We start from the raw sequence: 24,304 nt of genomic DNA on the forward strand, positions 1-24,304 counted from the left end.
TCATGAAAATCATCGATGCACATATGCACTTTTCCGATATCGAAAGTTTCAAAGAGACGGCGAGAGATCTTTCCAAGCTTGATTATTCATATGAAGGCATCATTAAAGAATATGAAGATGCGAATGTGGTGTTAGGCATCGGAATGGGGTTGCAGGAAAAGGAGAAGGAAGGATTTCCGGATGCTGCATCTTCAACTCCGATGGGAATGGATCTGCATGAACGGTTGCCCTCTTCAGTCGTTTATTGTGCGGGTGTGAACCCTCACCACCTGGACGAAACAGCAATCGAGGCATTGGAGAAATCCGTGCAAGATCCGAAAGTCGTCGGGATAAAAATTTACTTAGGGTATTATCGTTATTACGCACATGACAAGGTGTACGATCCTGTTTATAAAATTGCGAGTAAATATGGATTACCGGTCGTTTTCCATACGGGGGATACGTATTCTGAGAGAGGCTTGTTGAAGTACTCGCATCCATTGACGCTGGATGAAGTGGCTGTGGAACACCGAGACATCAACTTCGTCATGGCGCACTTCGGAGATCCATGGACATTGGACGGAGCAGAAGTCGTTTATAAAAACCGGAACATGTACGCGGATCTGTCCGGTTTGGTCGTCGGAACTGCGGAAGACTTGAAGCGATACAAAGACTCTCCTCGCTTTTTCAACCATTTGAAGCACGCATTGACGTTCACGGACAATTACAAGAAGTTTCTGTTCGGGACCGATTGGCCGCTTATTCCGGTACAGCCGTACATCGAATTTGTGAAGAGCATCATCCCGAAAGAATATCACGAAGACGTTTTCTACAATACAGCTCTTAAAGTTTTTCCGAAAATCGAGAAGCATTTATAGTGGGGAAGTGACCAGATGCCTGGTCACTTTTCTTTTTGGTAAAACCGTCGGGCTTTTGCACGGTTTCCGCAATCAGCCATCGAGCACCAGCGACGGCTCCGATTCCGGCTCGTATCGTAAAACAACCAGCCACACGGATCACCCTCACACTGTTTGACTCGTTTCCATTCGTTTCTTGAAACGAGTAGATCTACTGCTGATTGCAAGATGGGAGGGAGCATCATGTCGAGGTCCTCAGTCGTATAGTGGAAACCTAATCTGAATTGATCTTTCTGTTGGGTTAATTGCAAGTTTTGATAATATTGGCTGATGAACGTATTGAACTGTTCGATGTCGCCTTGCGAAGGGAATTGTTGTTTGGAAATGCGTTTAAAGATCCGATACAGCCCTTCACGGAACTGAAATGTTTGCTCTAAAACTTGTGCAGCCGCAGCAGGATTTTTTTCCGCTTTTTGATGAAGGACTTTCGCTTCCTCTTCAGTCAACAATTGCGCGTAGATCGACCAATCGATCAATTTGGCATAACTCGTAAACCAATCTCTGCTTTTATCAACACTTTCACGCCAGCTGACGGTATTGATGAAATCCATACATAAGCGTTCTCCAACCATCATATAAGGGTTCGATTCTGACATTTTGAAAACTCCTTTTCTATAACCATCATAATACATATTGACAGTTATAAACAACTCAACTACACTATAACCATCTAAATCTATTTAGAAGGTTAAAATTGAATTGGAGGTAACCCAATGAAGAATCCAATGTTGTTAGCTGTTCAAACATTGTTGAAGGAAACATTTGATGGTCCTGAAAAGAATGCAAGTTGGTTCACTGAAGCTAAGCCTAGAAGTGGACTGTACGGAACACTTGAGAACGTTACAGCAGAGCAGGCGTCTATACCCGTTCATGGCACGACGATCGCTGCTCAAACCGATCATACCCGTTACTATTTGTGGGTTGCGAATTCCTATTTAAGAGGAGAAGAACCTGCAAAAGATTGGGAAGCATCATGGAAGATTTCAGAGGTTGAATCCATTACATGGAGCGAATTCAAGCACAAACTTCAACACGAATACAACACACTCCTGAAGTCGATTGATTCATTGGACACCTTAGATGAACAAACCTCCCACGGACTGCTGGGCGCGATCGCTCACTCTGCCTATCACCTTGGTTCCGTCCGCCAAATGATCAAAGCCTTAAAAGTACCTAGCCAGACTTAGCCATGAAAAAAAGCTCCAAGGAATGAATGCCTTGGAGCTTTTACCGTATTGTTAGTTGTTACCACTATTGGAGTCGCCGCTGTCTCCGTCGTTATCTCCAGGTGGAGGATCCGTTGGTGGTGGCTTAGGTTTATCTCCACCGCCACCTCCGTCTCCATCACCTGGTGGCTTTGGATCCTTCGGCTTTTCAGGATCTTCCGGTTCTTCAGGTGGTGGCTCCGGTTTCGGATCTTCCCCAACTTTTACCGCGTTACTGTTCGCTGATTCTTTACCAGCAATATCAACAGCACGTACGACATAAGTGAAGTTTCCTCCGGAAATCTTGAAGCTCGTTGCGTTTCCGCCTTTCACTTCGCCTACCTTGCTATATTTGTTCGAACCATTCGGTGTACGATATATGCGATATCCGATGACATCATTTTCACCAGATGCACCCCATGTAAGGCTGCTACCGCTCTTCTTGATGCCAACAGCACCAGGAGCTTTACCGTTATCGTTCAATTCTTCTTCACCGATGATGTTATCCCAATCGTCTTTAATGACGTCTTCGAGGTCGACATGTTCAAAGTATTCTTCCTTGATCATGACGCCATCGTCTGTAAATTCACCAGGCGTGTTTCCGAGTGCTTTGAACTTCTTGCCCTGAGAGTTTACGACGTATTTCACTTGTTGGAGACTGTCGTCTTCAGACTTCGGCAAGTACTTCACGTTGAACCAATCCGTTTCAACAAGCCCTGCTTCTTTACAAAGTGGAGAAGGGAGCTTGCCTGAAATTCCACAGAAGGAAGCTTTGACGATTCCGCCAGGTCTTTTATGATTTCCACCTGGATCCATCAGCTTCGGATCAATGTCGTAAGCCGCATTTGCTAATGCTGACCAAACCCGGATTCCACGTACTGTATGGGATCCATGTTGTGAGTCGGACATGGTTTTCGGTGTATCATAACCCATCCATAGACCGAGTGTGACATTCGGGTTGGTTGCAATGAACCACGTATCTTTCGTTTGTTGTGATGTTCCTGTCTTACCAGCCCAGTCAGAGCGGAATTTCAAGAAACGGTTTGCACTTGCACCCGTACCACTATTGAAGACTGTACGCATCATATCGAGCGTCAACCAAGCTGTTTGTGGTGAAAAGACATCTACAGACTTGGATTCATGTTTGTAGAAGGTGTCTCCTTCTTTCGTGTCAATCTTTTCAATCATATACGCATCGACGAACTTACCGCCGTTCGCAAATGTTGCATATGCATTTGTCGTTTCTTCAACCGTTACCCCGTAAGTAGGACTTCCAAGTGCCAGGGAACGATTGTATCTTTCGTTTTGACCAATTGTCGTAAAGCCCATCTCGTACAGGTTTTCAGTCGCTTTGAGCGGATCCATCTTCACGTACGTTCTTGCTGCGGGTACGTTGTAAGACCACTGTAACGCTTTTCTTGCAGTGACCAAACCATGGTAGCTTCCACCGTAGTTCTGAACTTTCCAAGGACTACTTCCCGTATTAGCGAATGTGAAAGGTGTATCAGGAATAATCGAACCTGGCTGGATAATGCCTTGTTCCATTGCTGGTGCGTATGCGAGTAACGGCTTCATCGTTGAACCGTTATGTCGCTTCGCTTGTGTCGCGTGGTTCAAGTTTTCCCGGTTATAGTCACGTCCACCAACGAAACTGAGAATCGCACCAGTATCGTTTTTGATCAATATGGAACCAACGTCTTCCATTTCTTTTTCGTCTGTTGTCGGCTCATATTTATCATTCGCATAAGGTACTTCTGTTTTCGCTACTTGCATTTTGTCATATATTTTCTTGTTGATGGTCGTATGGATCTTATAGCCTTTCTTCCTCAATTCGAGGTCGGCTGCTTTCGCATAACTTTCTTTTTCAGTCGGTGTCAACTCCGAATAATCCTTACCGTCTTTTTCAGCTAATTGGACCTTCAATACATTGACCGCTCGACGTTCGATTTCCATCGTCAACCAAGGATACTGTTCAAATGGACTTGGTGTATCCTTAGCGAATTCTTTTGTAATATCAGTTGCGAGTGCTTTCTCGTACTCTTCTTTCGTTATGTACCCTCCGGTATGCATTCTGGAAAGTACCGTTTTCATACGAGTCATACCTGCCGTCAGGTTTTCTTTCACTTTTCCATCGTTCGTAAAAGGCGTGTAACCGAACGGACTTTGTGGTAAACCAGCTATGAACGCTGCTTGCGGGAGGCTTAGATCCTTCGCTTCGACACCAAAAATACCTTGGGCAGCCGCTTGGATACCAGCGATGTTTCTGCCGGAAGCGTTACGCCCGAATGGCACGATATTAAGGTACGCTTCAAGAATTTCTTCTTTTTCAAAATAACGTTCCAGACGCAATGCGAGGAGCATTTCCTTCGCTTTACGGTCGAAAGAGACTTCCCGTGTGAGGATCTGGTTTTTGACAAGCTGCTGTGTCAGTGTACTACCACCTGTCTGAACGGCAGCTCCTGTCACCTCTTGGAAGATGGCACGTGCAATCGCTTTCGGAACGATCCCTTCGTGTTCATGGAAATACTGATCTTCCGTCGCGATGACGGCATCAATGACATGAGGCGAAATTTCCTTGATTCCGACCTCTTGTCGGATGACGTCTGATCGTAGGTTTCCTAACAACGTCCCATCTGCAAAATAAATCTTACTGGTCTCTGAATAGTTGTATATGTCATTCTTCATGTTATTGTAAGTACGGATAGGTTCGTTTTTAACGAGAGAGGCGAAGTAGCCTGCCCCGACGCCAGTAGCGAAGAATCCACCGGCAACAGTAATTACTAATAAGATCAAGAATAAGTTCCAAACCACTTTTCCAGTGATACGACTGAACTTAAATATGTTCTTATCATCTAAAACCTTCATGAAATGCTTGATTTTTTCAATGAAGGAAGTTAGGTGATCCATTCTCATTCCCCCCTAAATTTCAACCTTAATTATAGCACATCCGAAATAAGTGGAATACCTTTCTTCGACATTTGTAGACTGCTATTTGACATTTAAGTGCCAGTTGTGATACAAAATGATTATACTTTTTTCATACGTTTACATAGCAATGACAGGAATAAGTAGCAGTTATCCTCCCTGTTTGTAGAGAGCTGGTGGTCGGTGTGAACCAGCACAAAGGATAATGTGAATTACATCCTCGAGCACCTTTTGTGAAGAATTTTATGAGTAGCAAAGGGCGGTGAAGAGCCGTTATCTTCATTGAGGTGGAAGCACTGTTTTTTGGTTGTGCTTCAAAAAGGATGGTACCGCGTCGATCACGTTCCTTTCATATTGAAAGGGACGTTTTTTAATGCAAAAAATAAATCGGTCATATATTGAAGGGAGAATGGATCATGGATCAAAAATTTGAGTTAAGCCCTGAACAGCAGTTGGAAGTTGAACGCCAGCTGGACATTCTACAGCGTGGGGTTGTCGAAATCGTACCGGAAGAGGATTTGAAAAAGAAGATTGAAAAGTCTGTAGCGACAGGCGTACCTTTGAAGGTGAAGTTGGGATTGGATCCTTCCGCGCCGGATGTACACGTCGGTCACACGGTGCCGTTGCATAAGCTTCGCCAGTTCCAGGAGCTTGGGCACGAGATCCAATTGTTGATTGGTGACTTTACAGGTCGTATCGGGGACCCGACAGGGAAGTCTGAAACGCGTAAGCAACTGACGGATTTTGAGATCAAAGAGAACGCGAAGACGTACGTCCATCAATTCGGTAAAATCATCGACATGGACAAGACGACTGTGCATTTCAATGCGAAGTGGCTTTCGAAGCTGGACTTCGCTGACGTAATTGAGCTGGCAGCAAAAGTGACAGTCGCGCGTATGTTGGAGCGTGACGATTTCGAGAAGCGTTACAAGTCCGGTCAAGCGATCTCCATCCATGAATTCTTCTACCCGTTGATGCAAGGTTACGATTCGGTGGCACTTGAAAGTGATATCGAAATCGGCGGAACAGACCAGAAGTTCAACCTGTTGATGGGCCGTCAGCTGCAGGAAGAGTACGGGAAAGAGAAGCAGGTAACAATGACGCTTCCGTTGATTGAAGGTCTTGATGGTGTCCGCAAGATGTCGAAGTCGTTGAACAACTACATCGGAATCGACGAGCATCCGAACGAAATCTTTGGAAAATCAATGTCCATCCCCGATGACTTGATGATCAAGTACTTCGAGCTGGCGACGCCACTTCCGATTGAAGAGGTGCGTGCGATCGAAGAGGGTGTGCAGAGCGGAGAGTTGCACCCGCGTGATATGAAAATCAAGCTCGCGAAGACGTTCGTCGAGATGTACCACGGGCATGACGAAGCGGCTGCTGCTGAAAAGCATTTCCGCACCGTGTTCTCGAAAGGTGCATTGCCGGATGACATTCCGGAACACGAGTGGGCTGGTGAAGACGAGAAGTGGATCGTCGAGCTGATCGTTGACCTCGGATTGCTGAACTCAAAAGGGGAAGCCCGTCGAATGATCCAGAACGGCGGCGTGAAGATCAACCAGGAGAAAGTCGACGACGTACAGGCACAAGTCGCAGTCGAAGACGGCATGATCGTCCAAGTCGGCAAACGTAAATTCGTGAAGGTCATTAAAGGATAAATGAGGAGAGAGCCGTCCGGTGGGGCGGCTCTTTTCAATATTTTGAATAGGATGAGGTGAGAACCGGCTGCGGCCGGTTCTTTTCTATTTGGAGTGTGATTTCTAATAAGGAGAGAACCGTCAGATGACGGTTCTTTTTCCGAAGACTTAAATCGATTGAAGAGACTAATCAAAAACATCATACACCGAGTGAAAGAGATTTTGTCGAAAACTTCGGTTTAGAACCGGAGGATATCATAACAGGTGTACAATGTCCGCATTGTGAACAGTTTCCTATGGAACGATCTTATGGAAAATGGTTATGTCATTCCTGCAACAAATCCTCGAAAGATGCCCATAAAAAAGCTCTCCAAGAATATCTTCTTTTATTTAATCCTTCTATCACAACTAACGAAATGAAAAAATTCCTCCATATTGAATCCAGAGAAGTTGTAAAGTATATCATTCAGTCACTACAGCTAAAAGGAGAAGGCACCACTAGCAATCGTAAATAGGATTTGACCTCATTAATGAAGCTAAAATAGGACACAAAAAACCCCCGAACACGAGGTTCGAGGGCATTTCCAAAGCACTTATTAACGAGAGTAGAACTCAACGATAAGAGCTTCAGTGATTTCAGCTGGAAGTTCAGAACGCTCAGGGTAGCGAGTGTAAGAACCTTCTAGCTTGTTTTCGTCGAATGTAAGATATTCTGGTACGAAGTTGTTTACATCAAGAGCTTCCTTAACGATGTCAAGGTTGCGAGACTTTTCACGTAGTCCGATTACTTGTCCTGGAGCTACACGGTAAGATGGAATGTCAACGCGCTTTCCATCAACAGTTACGTGACCGTGTCCAACCAATTGACGAGCTTGACGACGAGTACGTGCAAGTCCTAAACGGTAAACAAGGTTATCTAGACGAGACTCAAGAAGAATCATGAAGTTCTCACCGTGGATTCCGTTCATTTTACCTGCTTGATCAAACAATTTACGGAATTGACGCTCATTCATGCCATACATGTGACGAAGCTTCTGCTTCTCTTGAAGTTGCAATCCGTATTCAGACATCTTCTTACGCTGGTTTGGACCATGTTGTCCAGGAGCGTAAGGACGCTTTTCTAATTCTTTCCCAGTCCCACTAAGAGAGATTCCTAGACGACGGGAGATTTTCCATTTTGGTCCTGTATATCGAGCCATAATTGACTCCTCCTTCACTGATTTTTTGTTGTGAAACAAAAACAGTGCCGGTGTGATCGCTCACGTGTTCATTATGTTTTCATACATCCTCACCTCGACAGCATGAGGTTACGCGATGCACCTTGCAAACAGCCGCAGCTGCAAGGAACATAATGAGAGGGCTCACGTGAATTCACATGGCTGTCTTAATTTACACAAAGAACATTGTATTACTTTTACCGACATTAGTCAAGGGCCTTTCCAAAGCGCACAGACAATACTCGATATTCCTCCATATAATGTAACACAAAATGTCAAAAGAATATGGTACGATGAAAAAAGAAAGCGTTTACATACACAGAAAAGGGGAGTGTTCTGAAGTGAAAAAGAGGATCGAAACAGAAGTCATACATTCAGGTTACTCGTCGGATCAGCACCATGGTGCGTTGGCCCCGCCGATCTATCCGACATCGACATTCGTTTTTCCTAATGCTGAAACCGGTGAACAACGTTTTGCAGGAGAAGAGGAAGGGTTCATTTATTCGAGGCTTGGCAATCCGACTGTGAAGATGTTGGAAGAGCGCATCGCAGTCTTAGAAGGTGGCGAAAAGGGACTGGCGTTCGGTTCGGGGATGGCAGCCGTTTCCGCCGTATTACTCGGACTAACGAAAACAGAAGACCACATTCTTTGTTCACAAGGCGTTTATGGCTGTACGTTCGGGCTGCTTCAGATGATGGAAGAAAAGTACCGGATTTATCATGATCTTATCCCGATGACAGATCCGGAATTCATTGAAGAGCACATTCAGCCGAACACGAAAGTCATTTTTATCGAAACACCGATCAATCCGACGATGACACTCGTCGACCTTGAAATGGTCAGTAAAATTGCGGCAAAACACAACATTACCGTTGTTATCGATAACACGTTCTGTACACCTTACTTACAACGTCCGCTTGAACATGGATGCCACATCGTCATCCACAGTGCGACGAAATATATCGGAGGGCATGGAGATGTTGTTGCTGGGCTAGTCGTCAGTGATGCTGAAACGATCAACTTCCTTGCTTCCACGACTCAAAAAGACATCGGAGGCATCATGTCACCTTTCGATGCATGGTTACTTCTTAGAGGTCTCAAAACCTTGCCGATCAGAATGGACCGACATTGTGAAAATGCTGCTTACATCAATGAAAAATTGAAGGGACATCCGATGGTGGAAGCGGTCGACTACCCAGGGGATCCACAGTTCCGGGATTATATGGTGGCGAAAAAGCAGATGGATCGTCCAGGTGGACTCATCAGTTTTAAAATCAAAGGTGGCAAAAAGGACGCGCAAAGGTTCATCAATTCTATGGAGCTCATCAAGATTGCTGTGAGCCTTGGTGATGCCGAATCTCTCATCCAACATCCTGCAACGATGACCCACGCGGTTGTAGGTGAAGAGTCCCGTGCGAAGATGGGTATCACCGACAACTTGATCCGTCTTTCAGTAGGACTAGAAGCGAAGGAAGACATCTGGGCAGACCTCGAGCAAGCGCTGGAGCTCTACAAAAACAGCGGGATGACCGAAACCGTTTAATCTCCAATATAGAAAAAAGGGGGCGTAATTCGCCCCCTTTCTTAATGCCTTATATATGCAACGTCAACTCTTCAACGAATTGTTCCAAGTATTTCTGATCGACTTCATCAAAGCGTGAAGTCACTGGACTATCGATATCCAGTACACCAATGACTGTACCGTCCTTCACGATCGGTACGACAATCTCGCTTCGGGATGCCGCATCACATGCTATGTGGCCAGGGAATTGGTGGACGTCTTCGACCAGCATCGTTTTCTTTTCTTGGACTGCTGTACCGCATACCCCTTTACCGACCGGGATTCTTACACATGCCGGTAGCCCTTGGAAAGGTCCGAGCACTAACTCTCCATCATCCATCAGATAGAATCCAACCCAGTTCACTTCTTTCAAGAATTGGTTCAACAAAGCAGAGGCGTTTGAAAGATTTGCGATTAGGTTCTTTTCACCTTCCAAAAGTGCTTTCAACTGTTTGATGACCATTTGATAGTTTTCTTCACGATTTCCTGTGTATATTTCGACGTCAAACATGGCATTTCTCCCTCGCAATCCTAGAAATTAGTCTTATCATATCAGATAATGTAGAAACTTTCATTTCATATGTCGAGCGTTTAACGAAGGATTTTCAAGGGTAAAGAAGAATGTTGGTAGTATAGATCGTATGTTGAGGTGATTTGCCATGAATAAGGCTCTGTCCATCACCAAAGAAAAAGTAGCAGAAGCTGCAGCATACTTGTTTAATAACAACGGCTACTCGGGGACATCCGTCCGTGACATCGCAGATAAGGCTGGCGTAAACGTATCCTTGATTTCTTATTATTTTGGTGGGAAGAAAGGACTACTGGAATTTCTCATGTCTTCCTTTCTTGAAGGCTATCTCTATGTGCTTGAAGACGCCTATGAAAAATTGGAAAAGGATTCTGCCCGTAGTTGTTTGAATAAGCTCATCGAAGAAGTGATCATCTACCAGCAAGGTCGCTCCCAGGCGGCGAGGCTCGTACACAGGGAAATAAGTATTGATACGACCCTTGTAAGGGAGATCATGACGACTTATTTGATGAAGGAAAAATACTACTATAATGCGATATTCGATAAAGGGATCAAGCAGAAGGAATTCAAATCTGTTTCGAAAAACATGGTGATCATGCAGTTGAGGAGCATGCTGTTCATGCCGTTTCTCTATCCGCAGTACATACGGGAAATCTATCAGTTTTCCGTTAACGACCGGTACTTCACGACGAAGTACATGAACACGATCCAAAACTGGGTGAACGAAACACTCTGTATCCATTATGATGCCAATGCACTGGCAGGAAAAGAAAATAAGGAAGCACCGCTTGCAGCCCCTTAAAAAGGCTGAGTGAGCGGTGCTTCTTTCATCAACTGTCCATAGCCTTGACCGAGGTCTTTCGCACTATGGGCATCGGAACCATAAACGAGCGGAATGTGTCTCTTCAGGGCTTCTTTCACAATCCATTCAGATGGGTAAGGCTCCCGACATAAAGGCTTCATCATACCCGAACCATTATAATCTAGTTGGAGATTTTGTTCGGCAACAAGATCAAGCGTATCCAGAATCTCTTTTTTGTTGATGTCCGGATTCGGGAATTTCTTTTGAAATTTCATGACAAGGCTCATATGACCGATTCGCTTCGGTTTATTTTTTCCTAGATCGGCTGTAATCGAACGTTGCACTGTCCGATAATAGTGTGTGTAAACGTTCTGAACCGATCCCAGCTCATCGACAAGCACTCCGAACACATCCGGGCTATAATCCATGCAGTGATAATTTGCACCGGACTTTAAAAAATGGACAGACAGGATCGCATCGTCCAGATGAGGACCATATTCATCGAGAAAAGCGCGGGATTCGTGTTCGTAACCTTCAATAAAATCCACTTCAAGACCCGTTTTGATGATGAGATCTTTCTCGTATTCATGACGAAGGTCATTGATACGCGCTACATACGACTCCATTTCTTGCAGCTTCATACCGCTATCTTGTTGGGGGGTAGGATCGGTGAAACCAGCGGGTAAAGGAGCATGTTCGGTAAATGTGAGTCCCTTGAGACCGAGCTCAATTGCTCGTTCGATGTATTTGTGAAAATCGTCTTTGGAACCATGAGGACAATACGGTGTGTGAACGTGTCCATCAAAAATTTTCATATGGATCCTCCTTATCTGGGATTTCTGTCAGAAAAAAGCAATTTTTTATCAAATTTTCGAAAAAATGTAGTTATGAAAGTCGCATACATGGTATTATAGTAGTTATGAAGAACGCCGAAATCCCATGAATTTTGGCGAAAAATAGTACATATTGTAGAAATATTATTTCCTAGAAAATTTTCATGCCATAATTTTTACTTAATAGCTTAATATACATAACTGAAAAAGGGAAGGATGGAAGGTCCCTATGATGATTTATATCTTCATGGTGCTGATCGTGCTGCTTTCAGCATTTATAGGTTACGGTACATACACACGAAAGAAAATTTATGACCAGATCGATCATCTCGAAACACAAAAAGTGAATATCATGAATCGCCCTCTTTCGGATGAAATCGCTAAAGTGAAAGCATTAGAAATGATCGGAGAGACGGAAAAGAAGTTCGAGGTTTGGCGAGAAGAGTGGGATGTCATCGTTACACAACAGCTTCCAAATTTAGAAGAGAACCTATTTGATGCAGAAGATGCTGCAGACAAATACCGTTTCAAAAAAGCGCGCAACATCCTGTCTGAAACTCGAAAGGCCATTTTCCATATCGAAGAAAAGATCGATGAAATTTCTTCAGAAATCAATGAATTCGTTGAAAGTGAAGAGTTGAACCGGAAAGAAATCGGAGAATTGAAGGAAGAATTCAAAGGGTTGCGAAAGCACCTTCTCACGCACTATCGTGCTCTGGGTCCTCTGGTTGAAACGTTTGAGAAGAGAATTGAACAGGTTTCGGAAAAATTCGCCAATTACAACGAAGAGACGGAAAACGGCAACCATATCGCTGCCCGTACATATATCATCCAGATCGACGAAGATATCCGAACGTTGCAATATGAGCTCGAAGTAATGCCAGAATTGCTATACCAGTTCCAATCAGAAATTCCTGAGACGATCAAAGAACTCAAAGAAGGTCTCAAACAGATGGAAGAACAAGGCTTCAGAGTCGATCAATTAGGTGTCGAAAAAGAGCTTGAAGTAATCGACTATGCTTACGGTATCATCAAAGAAAAAGTCCATCACATCGAAGTCGAAGAGGCGCGGGAAGAAATCAGCCAGATGAACGCTAAGATCGAAGAGCTCTACGATACACTAGAGGCGGAAGTTGTAGCGAAACAGACGGTTGCTGAACGAAGCGAAGAAATCAAAATAGACGTCGAAGGTCTTAAGACGGAGATTCAACAGCTGAATGAAGAGACGAACGTCGTACGACTCAGCTATCAGATCGAGCAAGAGAACCTAGACTTACAAGAACGATTAGAAAACTCATTTGAAAAGCTGGAGAAACGAGTAGGAACGATCCTTCACTCAATGGATGAGCAACATCAATCCTATACATCAGTCCAAGAGATGCTTGAAGGTGTAACGAAGCAACTGGAAGAGCTTCGCGAAATGACGGAAGTATATCAGGAGAAACTTCAAAACCTCCGTAAAGATGAGCTGGAGGCTGTTGAAAAAATCCACGAATTCCGTAAAAAGCTGATCGATGCAAAAAAGGAAGTCCATCGCAATAATCTTCCGGGTCTTCCAGAAACGTTCTTTGCATCCATGCACGATGCCGAAGTGAAGCTTCAAACCGTCACCAACAAATTGAATGATAAACCTTTGCAAATGGCTGAAGTGCTCCATCGCTTGATTGAAGCAGAAGAAGCCATCGATGAAGTGTATGAGAAAACGTATCATATCATCGATCGTGCCGTTTGGGCAGAACGCCTGATCCAATACGGTAACCGTTATCGTAGCCAGTATATTACGGTCGCTGTCAAGCTTTCTGAAGCCGAGCAATCCTTCCGTACGTACAATTATGAAGATGCGTTGGAACATGCGGCTGAAGCCATCGATACTGTTGAGCCAGGCATTCTACAACGTTTAGAAGAAAGCTATAAACCGAAACAAAAAGTATAGCGAAAGAAAAACCCGAAGGTGCACTTCTCCAGTTGGAGAGTCCTAGCCTTCGGGTTTTATTATGCACATAGAAAAAGGACGACCAGCGATGGATCATCCTTAAACTCAATTTGTTTTATGCTTCGTTCGGATCGGGGTTTTCAGCCGATTGGTTTCGAGTCCGTGCAACAAGGTAACCGATGATTGCCCCTATGATGGATGGTACAATCCAACCGATCCCCTCGTCATATAGAGGAAGAATGACGCTGAACACTTCAGCTACAGCTGAGATATCCACCTTCATCTGCTTCAATGCATCAAAGATACTTATGATTCCTGCACCTAACAATCCCCCGATATACACTTCACGGTGTCCACCGAACTGACGATGAAGATAAGAGTAACCAACAAGCGCGATTGCAAGTGGATAAACACCGATCAATACTGGCAATGTGAGGTTGATCAATTGTGTAAGGCCGACATTGGCAACCGCCGCACTGAACACACACAAAATAGCGATGATCAATTTGTACGAGACATTCGGTAACAAGCTCTTGAAGTATTCACCACAAGCCGTTACAAGCCCGATAGAAGTTGTTAAACAAGCGAACGTAATCGCAACCGCCAATAAGCTGATGCCGAATTGACCGAACAATAGATCAGCAGACCCTGTCAAAATGGCACCGCCGTTAGCTAGCTCTCCAAGTGCCCCACGGCTTGTAGCACCGATATACGCAAGAGAAAGATACACTAAGGCAAGACCGCTGACAGCGATGATACCCGCTTTCGTCGTCGCTTTGGCGATTTCTTTTTTATCCGTAACACCTTTCGACTTCACCGCGTTGATGATGATGATTCCGAATACAAGAGCTGCGATGGCATCCATCGTCAGGTAACCGTTGATGAAACCAGTGAAAAATGGAGTAGATGCATAGTCCCCTTTAGGTGCTGAGAAATCACCCATCGGACTGAAGATTCCTTTGAACACAATCAAACCGATGACCGTAATCAGAATCGGAGTTAGGATCTTACCGATTCGATCCACGAGTTTGGTCGGATTGAGCGCAAACCAGAATGTGATTCCAAAAAAGATGATCGTATAAATGAAAAGCGGTAGTCCATTTGGATTCACACTTTCTGCTAAGAATGGCTTAGCTCCGATTTCAAACGCTACAGTACCTGTTCTCGGTATGCCAAAGAAAGGACCAATTGCAAGATAGATCAGGGAAGTGAATACAAATGCAAACTTTGGATGAACACGAGATGATAGATCACGTAATGTTCCGCCAGTAAGTCCAATTGCAATGATTCCTACTAAAGGTAATCCAACACCGGTGATCAAAAAGCCGATAATTGCTGTCCATACATTCGTACCTGCGGTTTGACCAAGTGCCGGTGGAAAAATCATATTCCCTGCTCCAAGGAATAAGGCAAACATCATAAGACCGATTGTAAGTGTATCTTTCATTGTAAGCGCTTTTTTTGAATTCATGAAGAAACCTCCTGTTGCGATCGACTGAAATCATTGATTTTTCTAAATTCGAATTAGATATTAACATAATCTTTACGAAAAAAAGATACTAAACAAAAAAGTTTAAAGATTGTTATCATTAAAAATTTTTGTGCAAATTTACTATCCTCGGATATGATCCCTTATTCCCTCGTATGTTCTTTCATGCATGAAACGTGAAAATTTTCAGATATGTATTTTCGTGTCGCATAATGTCGATTTTGAGTGGGTTTTTAATATTCTAAAGGCGGTTTGGAATAATTTTAAAATATGGTATTATTAAATGATGCAAAAATCGTATTAAAAGGGGTACATGGATTCATGATTTATTTTGATAACAGTGCAACGACTAAGCCTTATCCCGAAGTGTTGCAAACATATCTGAAAGTATCGGAAAACTATTTCGCCAACCCTTCCTCGATTCATCGCCTCGGTGGAGAAGTGGAACGGTTGATCCATAAAGCTAGGCAGCAAGTATCGGATTTGATACGAGTGAAACCGAACGAGATCGTGTTCACATCAGGTGGTACCGAAGCCAACAACTTGGCTATTAAAGGTATTGCCTTGGAACATCAGTCTAGAGGTCGTCACTTGATTACGACCGAAATCGAACATGCTTCTTGCTATTCTTCATTTCAACAGCTAGAAGACATGGGATTCGACGTGACGTATCTACCTGTAGATGAACAAGGGAGAACTACGGCTGAGGATGTAAAAAATGCATTAACGGAAGAAACCATTCTAGTTTCGGTCATGCATGTGAACAATGAGCTTGGTACGATCCAGCCTATCAAGGAAATCGGTCAAATGCTGAAAGCGTATCCGAAGATCTTTTTCCATGTTGATAACGTTCAGGGAATTGGAAAAGTACCTCTTCAGTATGAGCAATCTGGCATTGATTTATGTTCATTTTCCAGTCATAAGTTCCACGGTCCTAAAGGTGTTGGATTCCTTTACGTGAGAAGTGGCGTGTCGCTTTTCTCTTTATTGACCGGTGGCGAACATGAATTCCGCAACCGAGCGGGGACGGAGAATGTACCTGGAATCATCGCCATGACGAAAGCCCTTCGACTGACGATGGAAAATTCGGAAGAGCGGATGTCTGATATGCTTCAGTTGAAGGATTTTCTCCGGAAAAGAATCTCTGAAATGGATCGTGTTTTGATCAATACACCAGAAGTGAACAGTGCACCGCACATTTTGAATTTCTCAGTACTGGGCATCAAGCCTGAAGTTTTGATTCATGCGTTAGAAGAGCGTGACATGTATGTGTCCACAAAATCCGCATGCTCATCCAAATCCAGTGATGTCAGCCGGATTTTAGAGGCGACAGGTCACGATGCTGAACGTGCGAGCAGTGCAATCCGAGTAAGTTTGAATTTCGAGAACACATTAAGTGAAGGAAAAGAATTTCTCGAGACACTAGAAGAAGTCATTTTAAATTTAAGAAAAGTAATGAGGGAGTAGTATGATTTACGATCACATCATAGTCAGATACGGTGAACTTTCATTAAAAGGAAAGAACCGTCACCATTTTGAAAAAAAATTGAGAGAAACGGTAAAACGCAAGTTGAAGCCTTTCGGACAAGTGAAGGTGAAGAAGGCGTTTGACCGCATGAATATTGAATTGAACGGACAAGACCATGAACCTGTGGTTGAAAAACTTCAAGAGATTTTCGGGATTCAAGGTTTAAGACTTGCTGCGAAGTGTGACCTTGAACTCGAAACGATCCAAAAAACTGCACTTGAAGCGTTGCGTGACGCAGGTCCATCTGTCAACACGTTCAAGGTGTCCACGAAACGGAACTATAAACAGTATCCGCATGATTCCCAAGAAATGAACCCTCTCGTCGGAGGATACATTCTGGAACATACAGAAGATATTACGGTGGACGTCCATAACCCGGATGTCGAAGTGAAGGTAGAAATCAAGCCTGAAGCCGCCTATATCAGTTGCATCGATTATCCGGGTGCTGGAGGTCTTCCGATTGGCAGCAGCGGGAAAGTCATGTTGATGCTTTCCGGTGGCATTGACAGCCCAGTCGCTGGCTACTTGACGATGAAACGTGGAGTACGATTGGAAATGGTCCACTTCCACAGTCCTCCATTTACAAGTGAGCGCGCCCGTCAGAAGGTAGAGGACCTGACGAAAGTGTTAACGAGATACGGCGGAAACATCAAGATGCACGTCGTTCCTTTTACAGAAATTCAAAAAGCGATCAAGAAACAGATTCCGGACAATTACAGCATGACGGTCATGAGACGGTACATGCTGCGGATCACAGAACAATTGGCTTATAAAAATGACGCACTTGCTATCGCAACGGGTGAAAGTCTCGGGCAGGTAGCAAGCCAGACGTTGTCCAGCATGAACACGATCAACGAAGTGACCAACCTGCCGATGATCCGTCCGCTCATAACGATGGACAAGCTTGAAATTATGGACATTTCAAGAAAGATCGGCACTTACGATATTTCGATTCGTCCATATGAAGACTGCTGTACAGTCTTTGTTCCATCCGCTCCGAAAACGAAACCGAACCGTGATAAAGCGAACCGGTTCGAGCAGTACATGGAGATCGATGAGCTCGTGGAGCAAGCGGTTGAGAACACTGAGTCGATCTTCTTTAGAGAAGATACGCATTCTAAAGAGGAAGAAGCATTCGAGGACTTGTTCTAATGAATTGAACCTGTGGATTTTTTAGCAAGAATTTACCACTTTTAAAGAGGTATGGTTTTTTGCTCACCTTCGCAACCTATGGTCAAGGAGGTGAATCCACATGGCATATCAATCAAACAAGCTAGTAGTTCCTGGAGCTCAACAAGCAATCAATGCAATGAAGACTGAAATCGCTTCTGAATTCGGTGTTCAACTTGGTCCTGACTCTTCAGCACGTGCAAACGGTTCTGTAGGAGGAGAGATCACTAAGCGTCTTGTAGCTATGGCTCAAGGTCAAAAACCTCAACAATAACACCTCTACAACATCATATCTATGGAAAACAGGTCAGCACTCGTGCTGGCCTATTCTTGTGCGGTTTTTGTGAGGGATGGGGTGAGGCGGGCACTGTTTGCGGTGCTCGATAAGGGGAGGTTCGGGGAGATCGAGCACCGACAGAGGCTTTTGCGGGGTGCGAAAAGAGAAAAACGGGGAGATCTAGCACCGAAAGAAGCCTATGCGTGGTGCGAAAAGAGAAATTCGGGTAGATCCAGCACCGAAAGAGGCTTATTCGATCCTCGAAAAAAGGGAAATCGTAAAATGACGGATAGAAAGAAAATTTCATTCCTTATGATTCCCGTCTGTACTAGCATTTCCGGCATTTTCTTCCTGAGTGAACGTTCGGTCGAAATGGAAATATTCTAAAAATTATGTATAATGGTAGGTGTAAACGATTACATAAGGAGGCTATCCATCTTGAACAACGAAACACTCATTGCACCAGAAATGTACAATGCAGCAGAAGAAATGGAGAAGTATGCTAAGGACTCTACCCGTGTCGCAATCCAGTGGTTGAATGATCAGGGTGAAGAGGACGAAATCACGTACAAACAGTTATTTGACGAAGCAAACGAAATTGCAAAAGCATTCCTATCACTAGGTCTTCAAAAAGGCGACAAAGTGCTCGTCATGATGCCTCGTTTAATCGATACGTACAAAGTGTACTTGGCGAATCTGAAAGCTGGACTCGTCGTTATCCCTTGCTCTGAAATGCTGAGATCGAAAGACTTGAGCTATCGAATCAATCACGGAGAAGTGAAGGCGGTCGTGTCGTACCACCCATTCACGCCTCAAATCGATGAGATTGAGGGTCCTATCGATAGCCTGAAACATAAAATCGTTGTTGGCGGTGAGAAAGATGGCTGGATGGATCTTGGCGAAGTCATCGCGAAAGCGGACAAGTCCCTTGAGCTCCCATCAACTGAGCGAGATGACATGGCCTTTTTATCATATACGTCAGGGACGACAGGACAGCCGAAAGGTGTTGTTCACACGCATGGATGGGCTTACGCGCACATTCGTACTGCTGCACTTTCTTGGCTTAACATTAAAGAAGGCGACAAGGTCTGGGCGACAGCCGGACCAGGTTGGCAGAAGTGGATCTGGAGTCCATTCGTATCCGCTTTAGGTACAGGTTCAACAGGTTTTGTCTATAATGGAAAATTCGATCCGAACATGTACTTGGAGCTTTTGGAAAAATATCAGATCAACGTTTTGTGTTGTACACCGACGGAATATCGATTGATGGCTAAGGTGGATAACCTGGATGATTATAATCTTTCAAATCTGAGAAGTGCGGTTTCAGCTGGTGAACCGTTGAATCGTGAAGTCATTGATATCTTCCAAAGGTATTTCAACGTCACAGTCCGTGATGGATATGGTCAGACCGAAAATACATTGCTCGTCGGAATCGTCGATGGGATGGAAGTCCGTCCGGGATCGATGGGGAAACCGACACCTGGTAACCGTGTCGAAATCATCAACGAGGAAGGTCAACCCGTTCAACTTGGAGAAGTGGGGGATATTGCGGTACACCGCGATGCACCTGCGCTTTTCAAAGAATATTATAAGGATGCGGATCGGACACGAATGGCATTCCGCGGTGATTATTACCTTACAGGGGACAAAGCGAAAAAAGACGAAGACGGCTACTTCTGGTTTGAAGGGCGTGGAGATGACATCATCATCAGCTCCGGATATACGATCGGACCATTTGAAGTTGAAGATGCGCTCGTTAAGCACCCTTCAGTGAAAGAGTGTGCTGTCGTTGCAAGCCCTGATGAAGTGAGGGGGCATGTGGTCAAAGCGTTCATCGTCTTGAAGAATCCATCTGAAGCATCGTCTGACGATATCATTCCAGCTCTTCAAGATCACGTGAAAAAGCTTACTGCACCATACAAATATCCACGTAAAATCGAGTTCGTCGAGGAGCTGCCGAAAACCACATCCGGTAAAATCCGCCGTATCGAACTCCGTATGAAAGAAAATCAAGCGACAGTAAAATAAATGTAGCGAAAAGACAGGCCTGATTAATTTTTAGGCCTGTCTTTTATATTGTCAAAGGAGTTCACCTGGAAAACGTTGTATTACTTAAAGGTAGAGTATAATTCGGGAGTTGGTTTTTTGAAAAATGCAAGCTATGTCTTAATCATCATATGTTTTATTCTAGTAGGTTGCACAAATAAGTTGGATTTGGATCAACTTTCAAGAATTGATGTCCAAGTGGTTAACTCAGATGAAAGCTATGGAGATCCTTTCATGATCACAGATGATGAAACATTAGGAAAGTTAAGAGAAGCCTTCCACCATATCAAGTGGGAACCAAATGTTAATCCGAAAATGGCGAGAAAAGAAGATATAAAGGCGACTCTATTTTTCAGATATGATAAGAACATGCCTGAACGATTGATCGAATATCAAATATGGTTCGAACAGAATTTAGGTACTGTCACCATTATCAGTAACAATGAAAAAGAAGGGTATGGAACTCTCGAAAAAGAATACGCCGAGAACTTGGAAAACATCTTCCTCAATCAATAAAAAGTGCTATGCGCACTCCGACTTTTCTGGATAGATTTTTTCAGAAAATTTCGGTATGCTTTTGTTACGAAATCAGAAAAATTGGGGTGTAGTCATGAGAACGTTATGGACGAACGGCACAATCTACACGATGAAAGAAGAAGGGGACACCGTCGAAGCCGTATTGGTCGAAGGCGATAAAATCCTGGCGTGTGGAAATCGCGCAGAAATCGAACAACAATATGAAATCGACCAGGTACAAGACTTAGATGGGGCTGTCATGTACCCAGGGTTCGTAGACAGTCATTTACATATGATCGGGCATGGTGAAAAGCTCATGCGACTCGATTTATCAGACATCCATTCAGCAGAAGAAATGAGAACGACGCTGAAAGAGAAGGTCTATTCGACACCGTTAGATGAATGGATCATTGGTGATGGTTGGAATGAGAACAATTTTGTGGATCGTAAAATTTTTCACCGGTTTGAGCTAGATGAAATTGCACCTCATCATCCGATGATGTTGACGAGGATCTGCCGGCATGCTTTGCTGGCAAACTCCAAAGCACTGCAACTCGCTGGCATAACAAATGAAACGCCTGATCCACCTGGAGGAGTGATTGTCAGGGATTCAAACGGTTCCCCGACAGGATACCTTCTGGACAAGGCTCAGGACCTTGTGAAGAACGCTATCCCACAAGTGACGGAGGAATACTTGGATCGTGCATTAAGAACGTCGATTGAAGATCTGACGAAGCATGGGATTGTCGGCGGACATAGCGAAGACCTCAACTATTATGGAGGGTTCGGAAGGACGTATCAGACGTTTTTAAATGTGGTGAATGAAGATCAACTGAAATTCAAAGCGAACTTGCTCGTGCATCATGAGGTTGTAGAAGACATGCATGGCCAAGGGTATGTAGTCGGTGCTTCCAACGGATATGTCGAGCTTGGTTCAATGAAAATCTTTGCGGATGGGGCACTCGGAGGTAGGACGGCGTATTTAAGCAAGCCATACAATGACATGCCGGAAACATATGGTGTAGCAATCCATTCTCTGACCGAGCTGAAAGAGCTCGTCAAAAAGGCAAGGAAATACAACATGCCAGTCGCCATCCATACGATCGGAGACTTGGCATTGGAGTTTGCCTTATATGCCGTGGAAGAGAATCCACCGCCAGAAGGATCGAGGGACCGTTTCGTACATGGACAAATCGTGCGTCCAGATTTAATTGAACGGCTGAAAAAAGTGCCGGTCATCATCGACATCCAACCTCATTTCGTTGCATCCGATTTTCCATGGGTGATCGAGCGGTTGGGTGAAGAGCGCATGCAATATAGTTTCGCGTGGAAGACGTTGCTTGAAGAGGGAATTCCGTGTGCATCCGGCTCAGATGCCCCCATTGAAACAGCGGATCCTTTAGCGACGATCTATGCTGCGGTCATGCGTAAAAAACCAGGAGATCGCCACGAAGGCTACTATCCTGAACAGAAGTTGACGCCGTACGAAGCTGTGGAGCTGTATACGAAAGGAAGCGCTTATGCAATTGGAAAAGAAGAAGAAATGGGACAGATCGACAATGGATACAGTGCAGATTTCACTGTGCTGAGTGAGGACTTGTTCCGGATCGACCCTGAAACGATTCCTCACGTGAAAGTTTTAAAGACCGTAGTCAACAATACAGTCGTATACTCTGCTGAATAAACAATTCATGTAAAAAAGGTGACCTGCCAGGTCACCTTTTTCCTATAGAAAGCTTCGTTTCACTTTATGCCAGAAGGAGTTGTCCTTCAGTTTTACCGTTTTAATTCGTTTATCTGAGAGGTTGATCCGTATCGTACCCCCGTGGCGGACGCTTAATGCCTCATTGTCCATTCCAATGACAGGGAAATCGTTTCCGTCGTCGACCATTCTGATTTCCAGTGCACGTTCATCACTCAATAGAAAAGAGCTACCGAGTGTCCGATAGTGATTGTTGTTGATGGAAGCGACCTCACTGACCTGCATGCAAGCGAGCTTCGGATCTACAATCGCACCGTCCAATGATTTGTTGTACGCTGTGCTGCCTGTCGGGGTGGATACGATGATTCCGTCTCCCTTGAACCTCTCGAAAAACAAATCATCAATGTATAAGTCCAGAGACAATGCCTTGATGATGCCCGATCGGATCGAAACCTCATTCAAACAATAGAAGGAAGCGTCGTGTTCCACATCCACTTGGATGGTCGGATAACGGCGGACCTCCACTTGTTCGTTCATCATCGCTTCAATCATTCCTGAAAGATCTTCGATATCAAAGTCACAATAAAAGCCCAGTTGTCCTGTGCTCACTCCAACATACAACACATCGTCCCGGAACCCGGTCTTGCGGACCGCTTGAAGGAAAGTGCCGTCCCCTCCGATACTTGCGATGATGTTGGCGTCATCAGCATCGTCTACCAATGTAAAACCATTATCGACGGCTAAATTTTTCAGTCTGGTGATTTTCTCCTCGTATTCGCTGCCTTTTTTATAGAAAAAATGGATGTTCTTACGATCAGCCATCACAAACCTCCTGTAAACAGAATTTCATCGAGCTACAATTGCTTACTTATTATTCGCTTTTTCTAATCCTGTACACTCATAATCTGTTTTCTGAACTTTTTTGTCAAATCTTAATCCTGCCTTCTGAAATATGATATTCTAACTAGTATTGGGTAAACTTTACAAAATAAAATGGAACGAGGGGGCTTCAAAATTGAACGGAAAACGTTGGGCGGCTTTAGGAATTGCAGCTGTGCTGCTGATTGGCTCAATCATCATAAATGGATTGTCCGTGATGGCAGATGCGAACTTCGGAAAATTACAAAGCAACGCATTTTTTGAAGAAGAACCATTTGTCGAGCAAGTTGTAGAGAAAGGCAGTAGTCAGAACAGCATTGTCGTGTTGGAGGTAGATGGGGTCATCCAGGATACAGGCGATGCCACATCATTTTTCCAATCCCCTGGCTATAATCATAGACAATTTCTCGATATGCTGGAATATGCAGGAGAAAATGCGAATGTCGAAGGGATCATCATCCGTGTGAATTCCCCTGGTGGTGGAGTGGTCGAAAGTGCTGAGATTCACGACCAGATCAAAACGATTCAGGAGAAATCCAAGAAACCAGTTTACATATCAATGGGAAGTATGGCGGCTTCTGGAGGTTATTACATTGCCGCTCCTGCCGATAAAATCATCGCACACCCTTCCACTTTGACCGGATCGCTCGGTGTCATCATCCAGTCGATGAATTATGGAGAGCTTGCTGAAAAGCTTGGCGTGAAATGGGAAACGATCAAGAGCGGTGAGCATAAGGACATCCTCTCGCCAACACGTGAGATGTCTGAGGATGAAAGGGAAATCCTCCAATCCATCGTGGATAATTCGTATAACGAGTTTGTGAATGTCATCGCGTCTGGACGTGACATGAATGAGAATAAAGTGCGTGAACTAGCAGATGGTCGAGTCTATGACGGCCGCCAGGCGAAGGAACTCCAGTTGGTTGATGAGCTTGGCGATCTGGACGATGCGATTACTAAGATGAAAAAAGATCTTGGAAACTCTCATCTGAAGGTTGTCCGTTATGAACAAAATTTCGGATTGAATTCCTTCTTGAACATGACAGCTCAAAAACTGTTCCAGCCGAATGGCGACATTTTAGGCATCCAAAAGTTGATGAGTGAGACGAACACACCTCAAATCAAATATTTGTATACAGAATAGGAGGAGATTGA

20 protein-coding genes and 1 other annotated feature are annotated in these 24,304 nt (G+C 44.3%); of the genes, 13 read left to right on the top strand and 7 right to left on the bottom strand.

What is annotated here, in order from left to right:
• The first annotated feature begins 2 nt into the window (after window positions 1-2).
• Complete coding sequence (locus ACXQIQ_RS17830; RefSeq protein WP_439301041.1) at window positions 3-857, top strand: amidohydrolase family protein; 855 nt, start codon at window positions 3-5, stop codon at window positions 855-857.
• A gap of 23 nt (window positions 858-880) precedes the next feature.
• Here ACXQIQ_RS17830 and ACXQIQ_RS17835 read toward each other — a convergent pair whose 3' ends face one another.
• Window positions 881-1,492 carry a CGNR zinc finger domain-containing protein gene (locus ACXQIQ_RS17835; protein ID WP_439301040.1) on the bottom strand — a complete coding sequence of 204 codons (612 nt, stop codon included), beginning with the start codon at window positions 1,490-1,492 and terminating at the stop codon, window positions 881-883.
• 117 nt (window positions 1,493-1,609) lie between these two features.
• Here ACXQIQ_RS17835 and ACXQIQ_RS17840 point away from each other — a divergent pair, with 117 nt between their 5' ends.
• Complete coding sequence (locus tag ACXQIQ_RS17840; RefSeq protein ID WP_439301039.1) at window positions 1,610-2,083, top strand: hypothetical protein; 474 nt, start codon at window positions 1,610-1,612, stop codon at window positions 2,081-2,083.
• Between the two features lie 51 nt (window positions 2,084-2,134).
• On the opposite strand, the gene ACXQIQ_RS17845 is transcribed toward ACXQIQ_RS17840, so the two are convergent.
• The gene (locus ACXQIQ_RS17845; RefSeq protein WP_439301038.1) at window positions 2,135-5,008 is read right to left on the bottom strand and encodes a transglycosylase domain-containing protein; all 2,874 of its coding nucleotides are present in this window, start codon (window positions 5,006-5,008) and stop codon (window positions 2,135-2,137) included.
• Window positions 5,009-5,147: 139 nt separating this feature from the next.
• Window positions 5,148-5,377: a binding site (T-box leader), on the top strand.
• A gap of 65 nt (window positions 5,378-5,442) precedes the next feature.
• On the opposite strand from ACXQIQ_RS17845, the gene tyrS reads away from it, so the two are divergent.
• Window positions 5,443-6,687, top strand: a complete 1,245-nt coding sequence (tyrS, locus tag ACXQIQ_RS17850; RefSeq protein ID WP_439301037.1) for a tyrosine--tRNA ligase — start codon at window positions 5,443-5,445, stop codon at window positions 6,685-6,687.
• A 575-nt stretch (window positions 6,688-7,262) separates the two neighbouring features.
• On the opposite strand, the gene rpsD is transcribed toward tyrS, so the two are convergent.
• Window positions 7,263-7,865 (bottom strand): 30S ribosomal protein S4, encoded by a 603-nt coding sequence (rpsD, locus tag ACXQIQ_RS17855; protein WP_439301036.1) that lies wholly within the window; start codon window positions 7,863-7,865, stop codon window positions 7,263-7,265.
• Window positions 7,866-8,176: 311 nt separating this feature from the next.
• On the opposite strand from rpsD, the gene megL reads away from it, so the two are divergent.
• Entirely contained in the window at window positions 8,177-9,427 is a 1,251-nt protein-coding gene (gene megL, locus ACXQIQ_RS17860) for a methionine gamma-lyase (protein WP_439301035.1), read from the top strand.
• 49 nt (window positions 9,428-9,476) lie between these two features.
• Here the strand turns inward: megL and ACXQIQ_RS17865 are convergent, their stop codons facing one another.
• Window positions 9,477-9,956, bottom strand: a complete 480-nt coding sequence (locus ACXQIQ_RS17865) for a GAF domain-containing protein (RefSeq protein WP_439301034.1) — start codon at window positions 9,954-9,956, stop codon at window positions 9,477-9,479.
• A 148-nt stretch (window positions 9,957-10,104) separates the two neighbouring features.
• Here ACXQIQ_RS17865 and refZ point away from each other — a divergent pair, with 148 nt between their 5' ends.
• Complete coding sequence (gene refZ, locus ACXQIQ_RS17870) at window positions 10,105-10,776, top strand: forespore capture DNA-binding protein RefZ (RefSeq protein WP_439301033.1); 672 nt, start codon at window positions 10,105-10,107, stop codon at window positions 10,774-10,776.
• Here the strand turns inward: refZ and hisJ are convergent.
• Window positions 10,773-11,591: a histidinol-phosphatase HisJ gene (gene hisJ / locus ACXQIQ_RS17875; protein ID WP_439301032.1), complete on the bottom strand. Its 819-nt coding sequence runs from the start codon at window positions 11,589-11,591 to the stop codon at window positions 10,773-10,775. The two genes, refZ and hisJ, sit on opposite strands and share 4 nt — an antisense overlap.
• A gap of 247 nt (window positions 11,592-11,838) precedes the next feature.
• Between hisJ and ezrA the strand changes: the two genes are divergently transcribed.
• Complete coding sequence (gene ezrA / locus ACXQIQ_RS17880) at window positions 11,839-13,542, top strand: septation ring formation regulator EzrA (protein ID WP_439301031.1); 1,704 nt, start codon at window positions 11,839-11,841, stop codon at window positions 13,540-13,542.
• Between the two features lie 115 nt (window positions 13,543-13,657).
• Here the strand turns inward: ezrA and brnQ are convergent, their stop codons facing one another.
• Window positions 13,658-15,013 carry a branched-chain amino acid transport system II carrier protein gene (brnQ, locus tag ACXQIQ_RS17885; protein ID WP_439301030.1) on the bottom strand — a complete coding sequence of 452 codons (1,356 nt, stop codon included), beginning with the start codon at window positions 15,011-15,013 and terminating at the stop codon, window positions 13,658-13,660.
• A 339-nt stretch (window positions 15,014-15,352) separates the two neighbouring features.
• On the opposite strand from brnQ, the gene ACXQIQ_RS17890 reads away from it, so the two are divergent.
• The 6 genes from ACXQIQ_RS17890 (at window position 15,353) to ACXQIQ_RS17915 (ending at window position 22,252) form a co-directional block, all read left to right on the top strand.
• Window positions 15,353-16,498, top strand: a complete 1,146-nt coding sequence (locus ACXQIQ_RS17890) for a cysteine desulfurase family protein (RefSeq protein ID WP_439301029.1) — start codon at window positions 15,353-15,355, stop codon at window positions 16,496-16,498.
• A 1-nt stretch (window position 16,499) separates the two neighbouring features.
• On the top strand, window positions 16,500-17,711 hold the full coding sequence (gene thiI / locus ACXQIQ_RS17895; RefSeq protein ID WP_439301028.1) for a tRNA uracil 4-sulfurtransferase ThiI: 1,212 nt from the start codon (window positions 16,500-16,502) through the stop codon (window positions 17,709-17,711).
• Between the two features lie 100 nt (window positions 17,712-17,811).
• Entirely contained in the window at window positions 17,812-18,003 is a 192-nt protein-coding gene (locus ACXQIQ_RS17900) for a small, acid-soluble spore protein, alpha/beta type (RefSeq protein ID WP_439301027.1), read from the top strand.
• A gap of 441 nt (window positions 18,004-18,444) precedes the next feature.
• Window positions 18,445-20,034 (top strand): acyl-CoA synthetase MbcS, encoded by a 1,590-nt coding sequence (mbcS, locus tag ACXQIQ_RS17905; RefSeq protein ID WP_439301026.1) that lies wholly within the window; start codon window positions 18,445-18,447, stop codon window positions 20,032-20,034.
• A 180-nt stretch (window positions 20,035-20,214) separates the two neighbouring features.
• Window positions 20,215-20,568: a hypothetical protein gene (locus tag ACXQIQ_RS17910; RefSeq protein ID WP_439301025.1), complete on the top strand. Its 354-nt coding sequence runs from the start codon at window positions 20,215-20,217 to the stop codon at window positions 20,566-20,568.
• Between the two features lie 94 nt (window positions 20,569-20,662).
• Window positions 20,663-22,252 (top strand): amidohydrolase, encoded by a 1,590-nt coding sequence (locus tag ACXQIQ_RS17915; protein ID WP_439301024.1) that lies wholly within the window; start codon window positions 20,663-20,665, stop codon window positions 22,250-22,252.
• A 42-nt stretch (window positions 22,253-22,294) separates the two neighbouring features.
• Here the strand turns inward: ACXQIQ_RS17915 and ACXQIQ_RS17920 are convergent, their stop codons facing one another.
• Window positions 22,295-23,092, bottom strand: a complete 798-nt coding sequence (locus ACXQIQ_RS17920; RefSeq protein WP_439301023.1) for an NAD kinase — start codon at window positions 23,090-23,092, stop codon at window positions 22,295-22,297.
• Between the two features lie 193 nt (window positions 23,093-23,285).
• Between ACXQIQ_RS17920 and sppA the strand changes: the two genes are divergently transcribed.
• A complete protein-coding gene (sppA, locus tag ACXQIQ_RS17925) occupies window positions 23,286-24,293 on the top strand; it encodes a signal peptide peptidase SppA (RefSeq protein ID WP_439301022.1) in 1,008 nt (335 codons plus the stop codon).
• Window positions 24,294-24,304 lie beyond the last annotated feature (11 nt).

The sequence above is a fragment of the Pseudalkalibacillus sp. Hm43 genome (assembly GCF_054170705.1).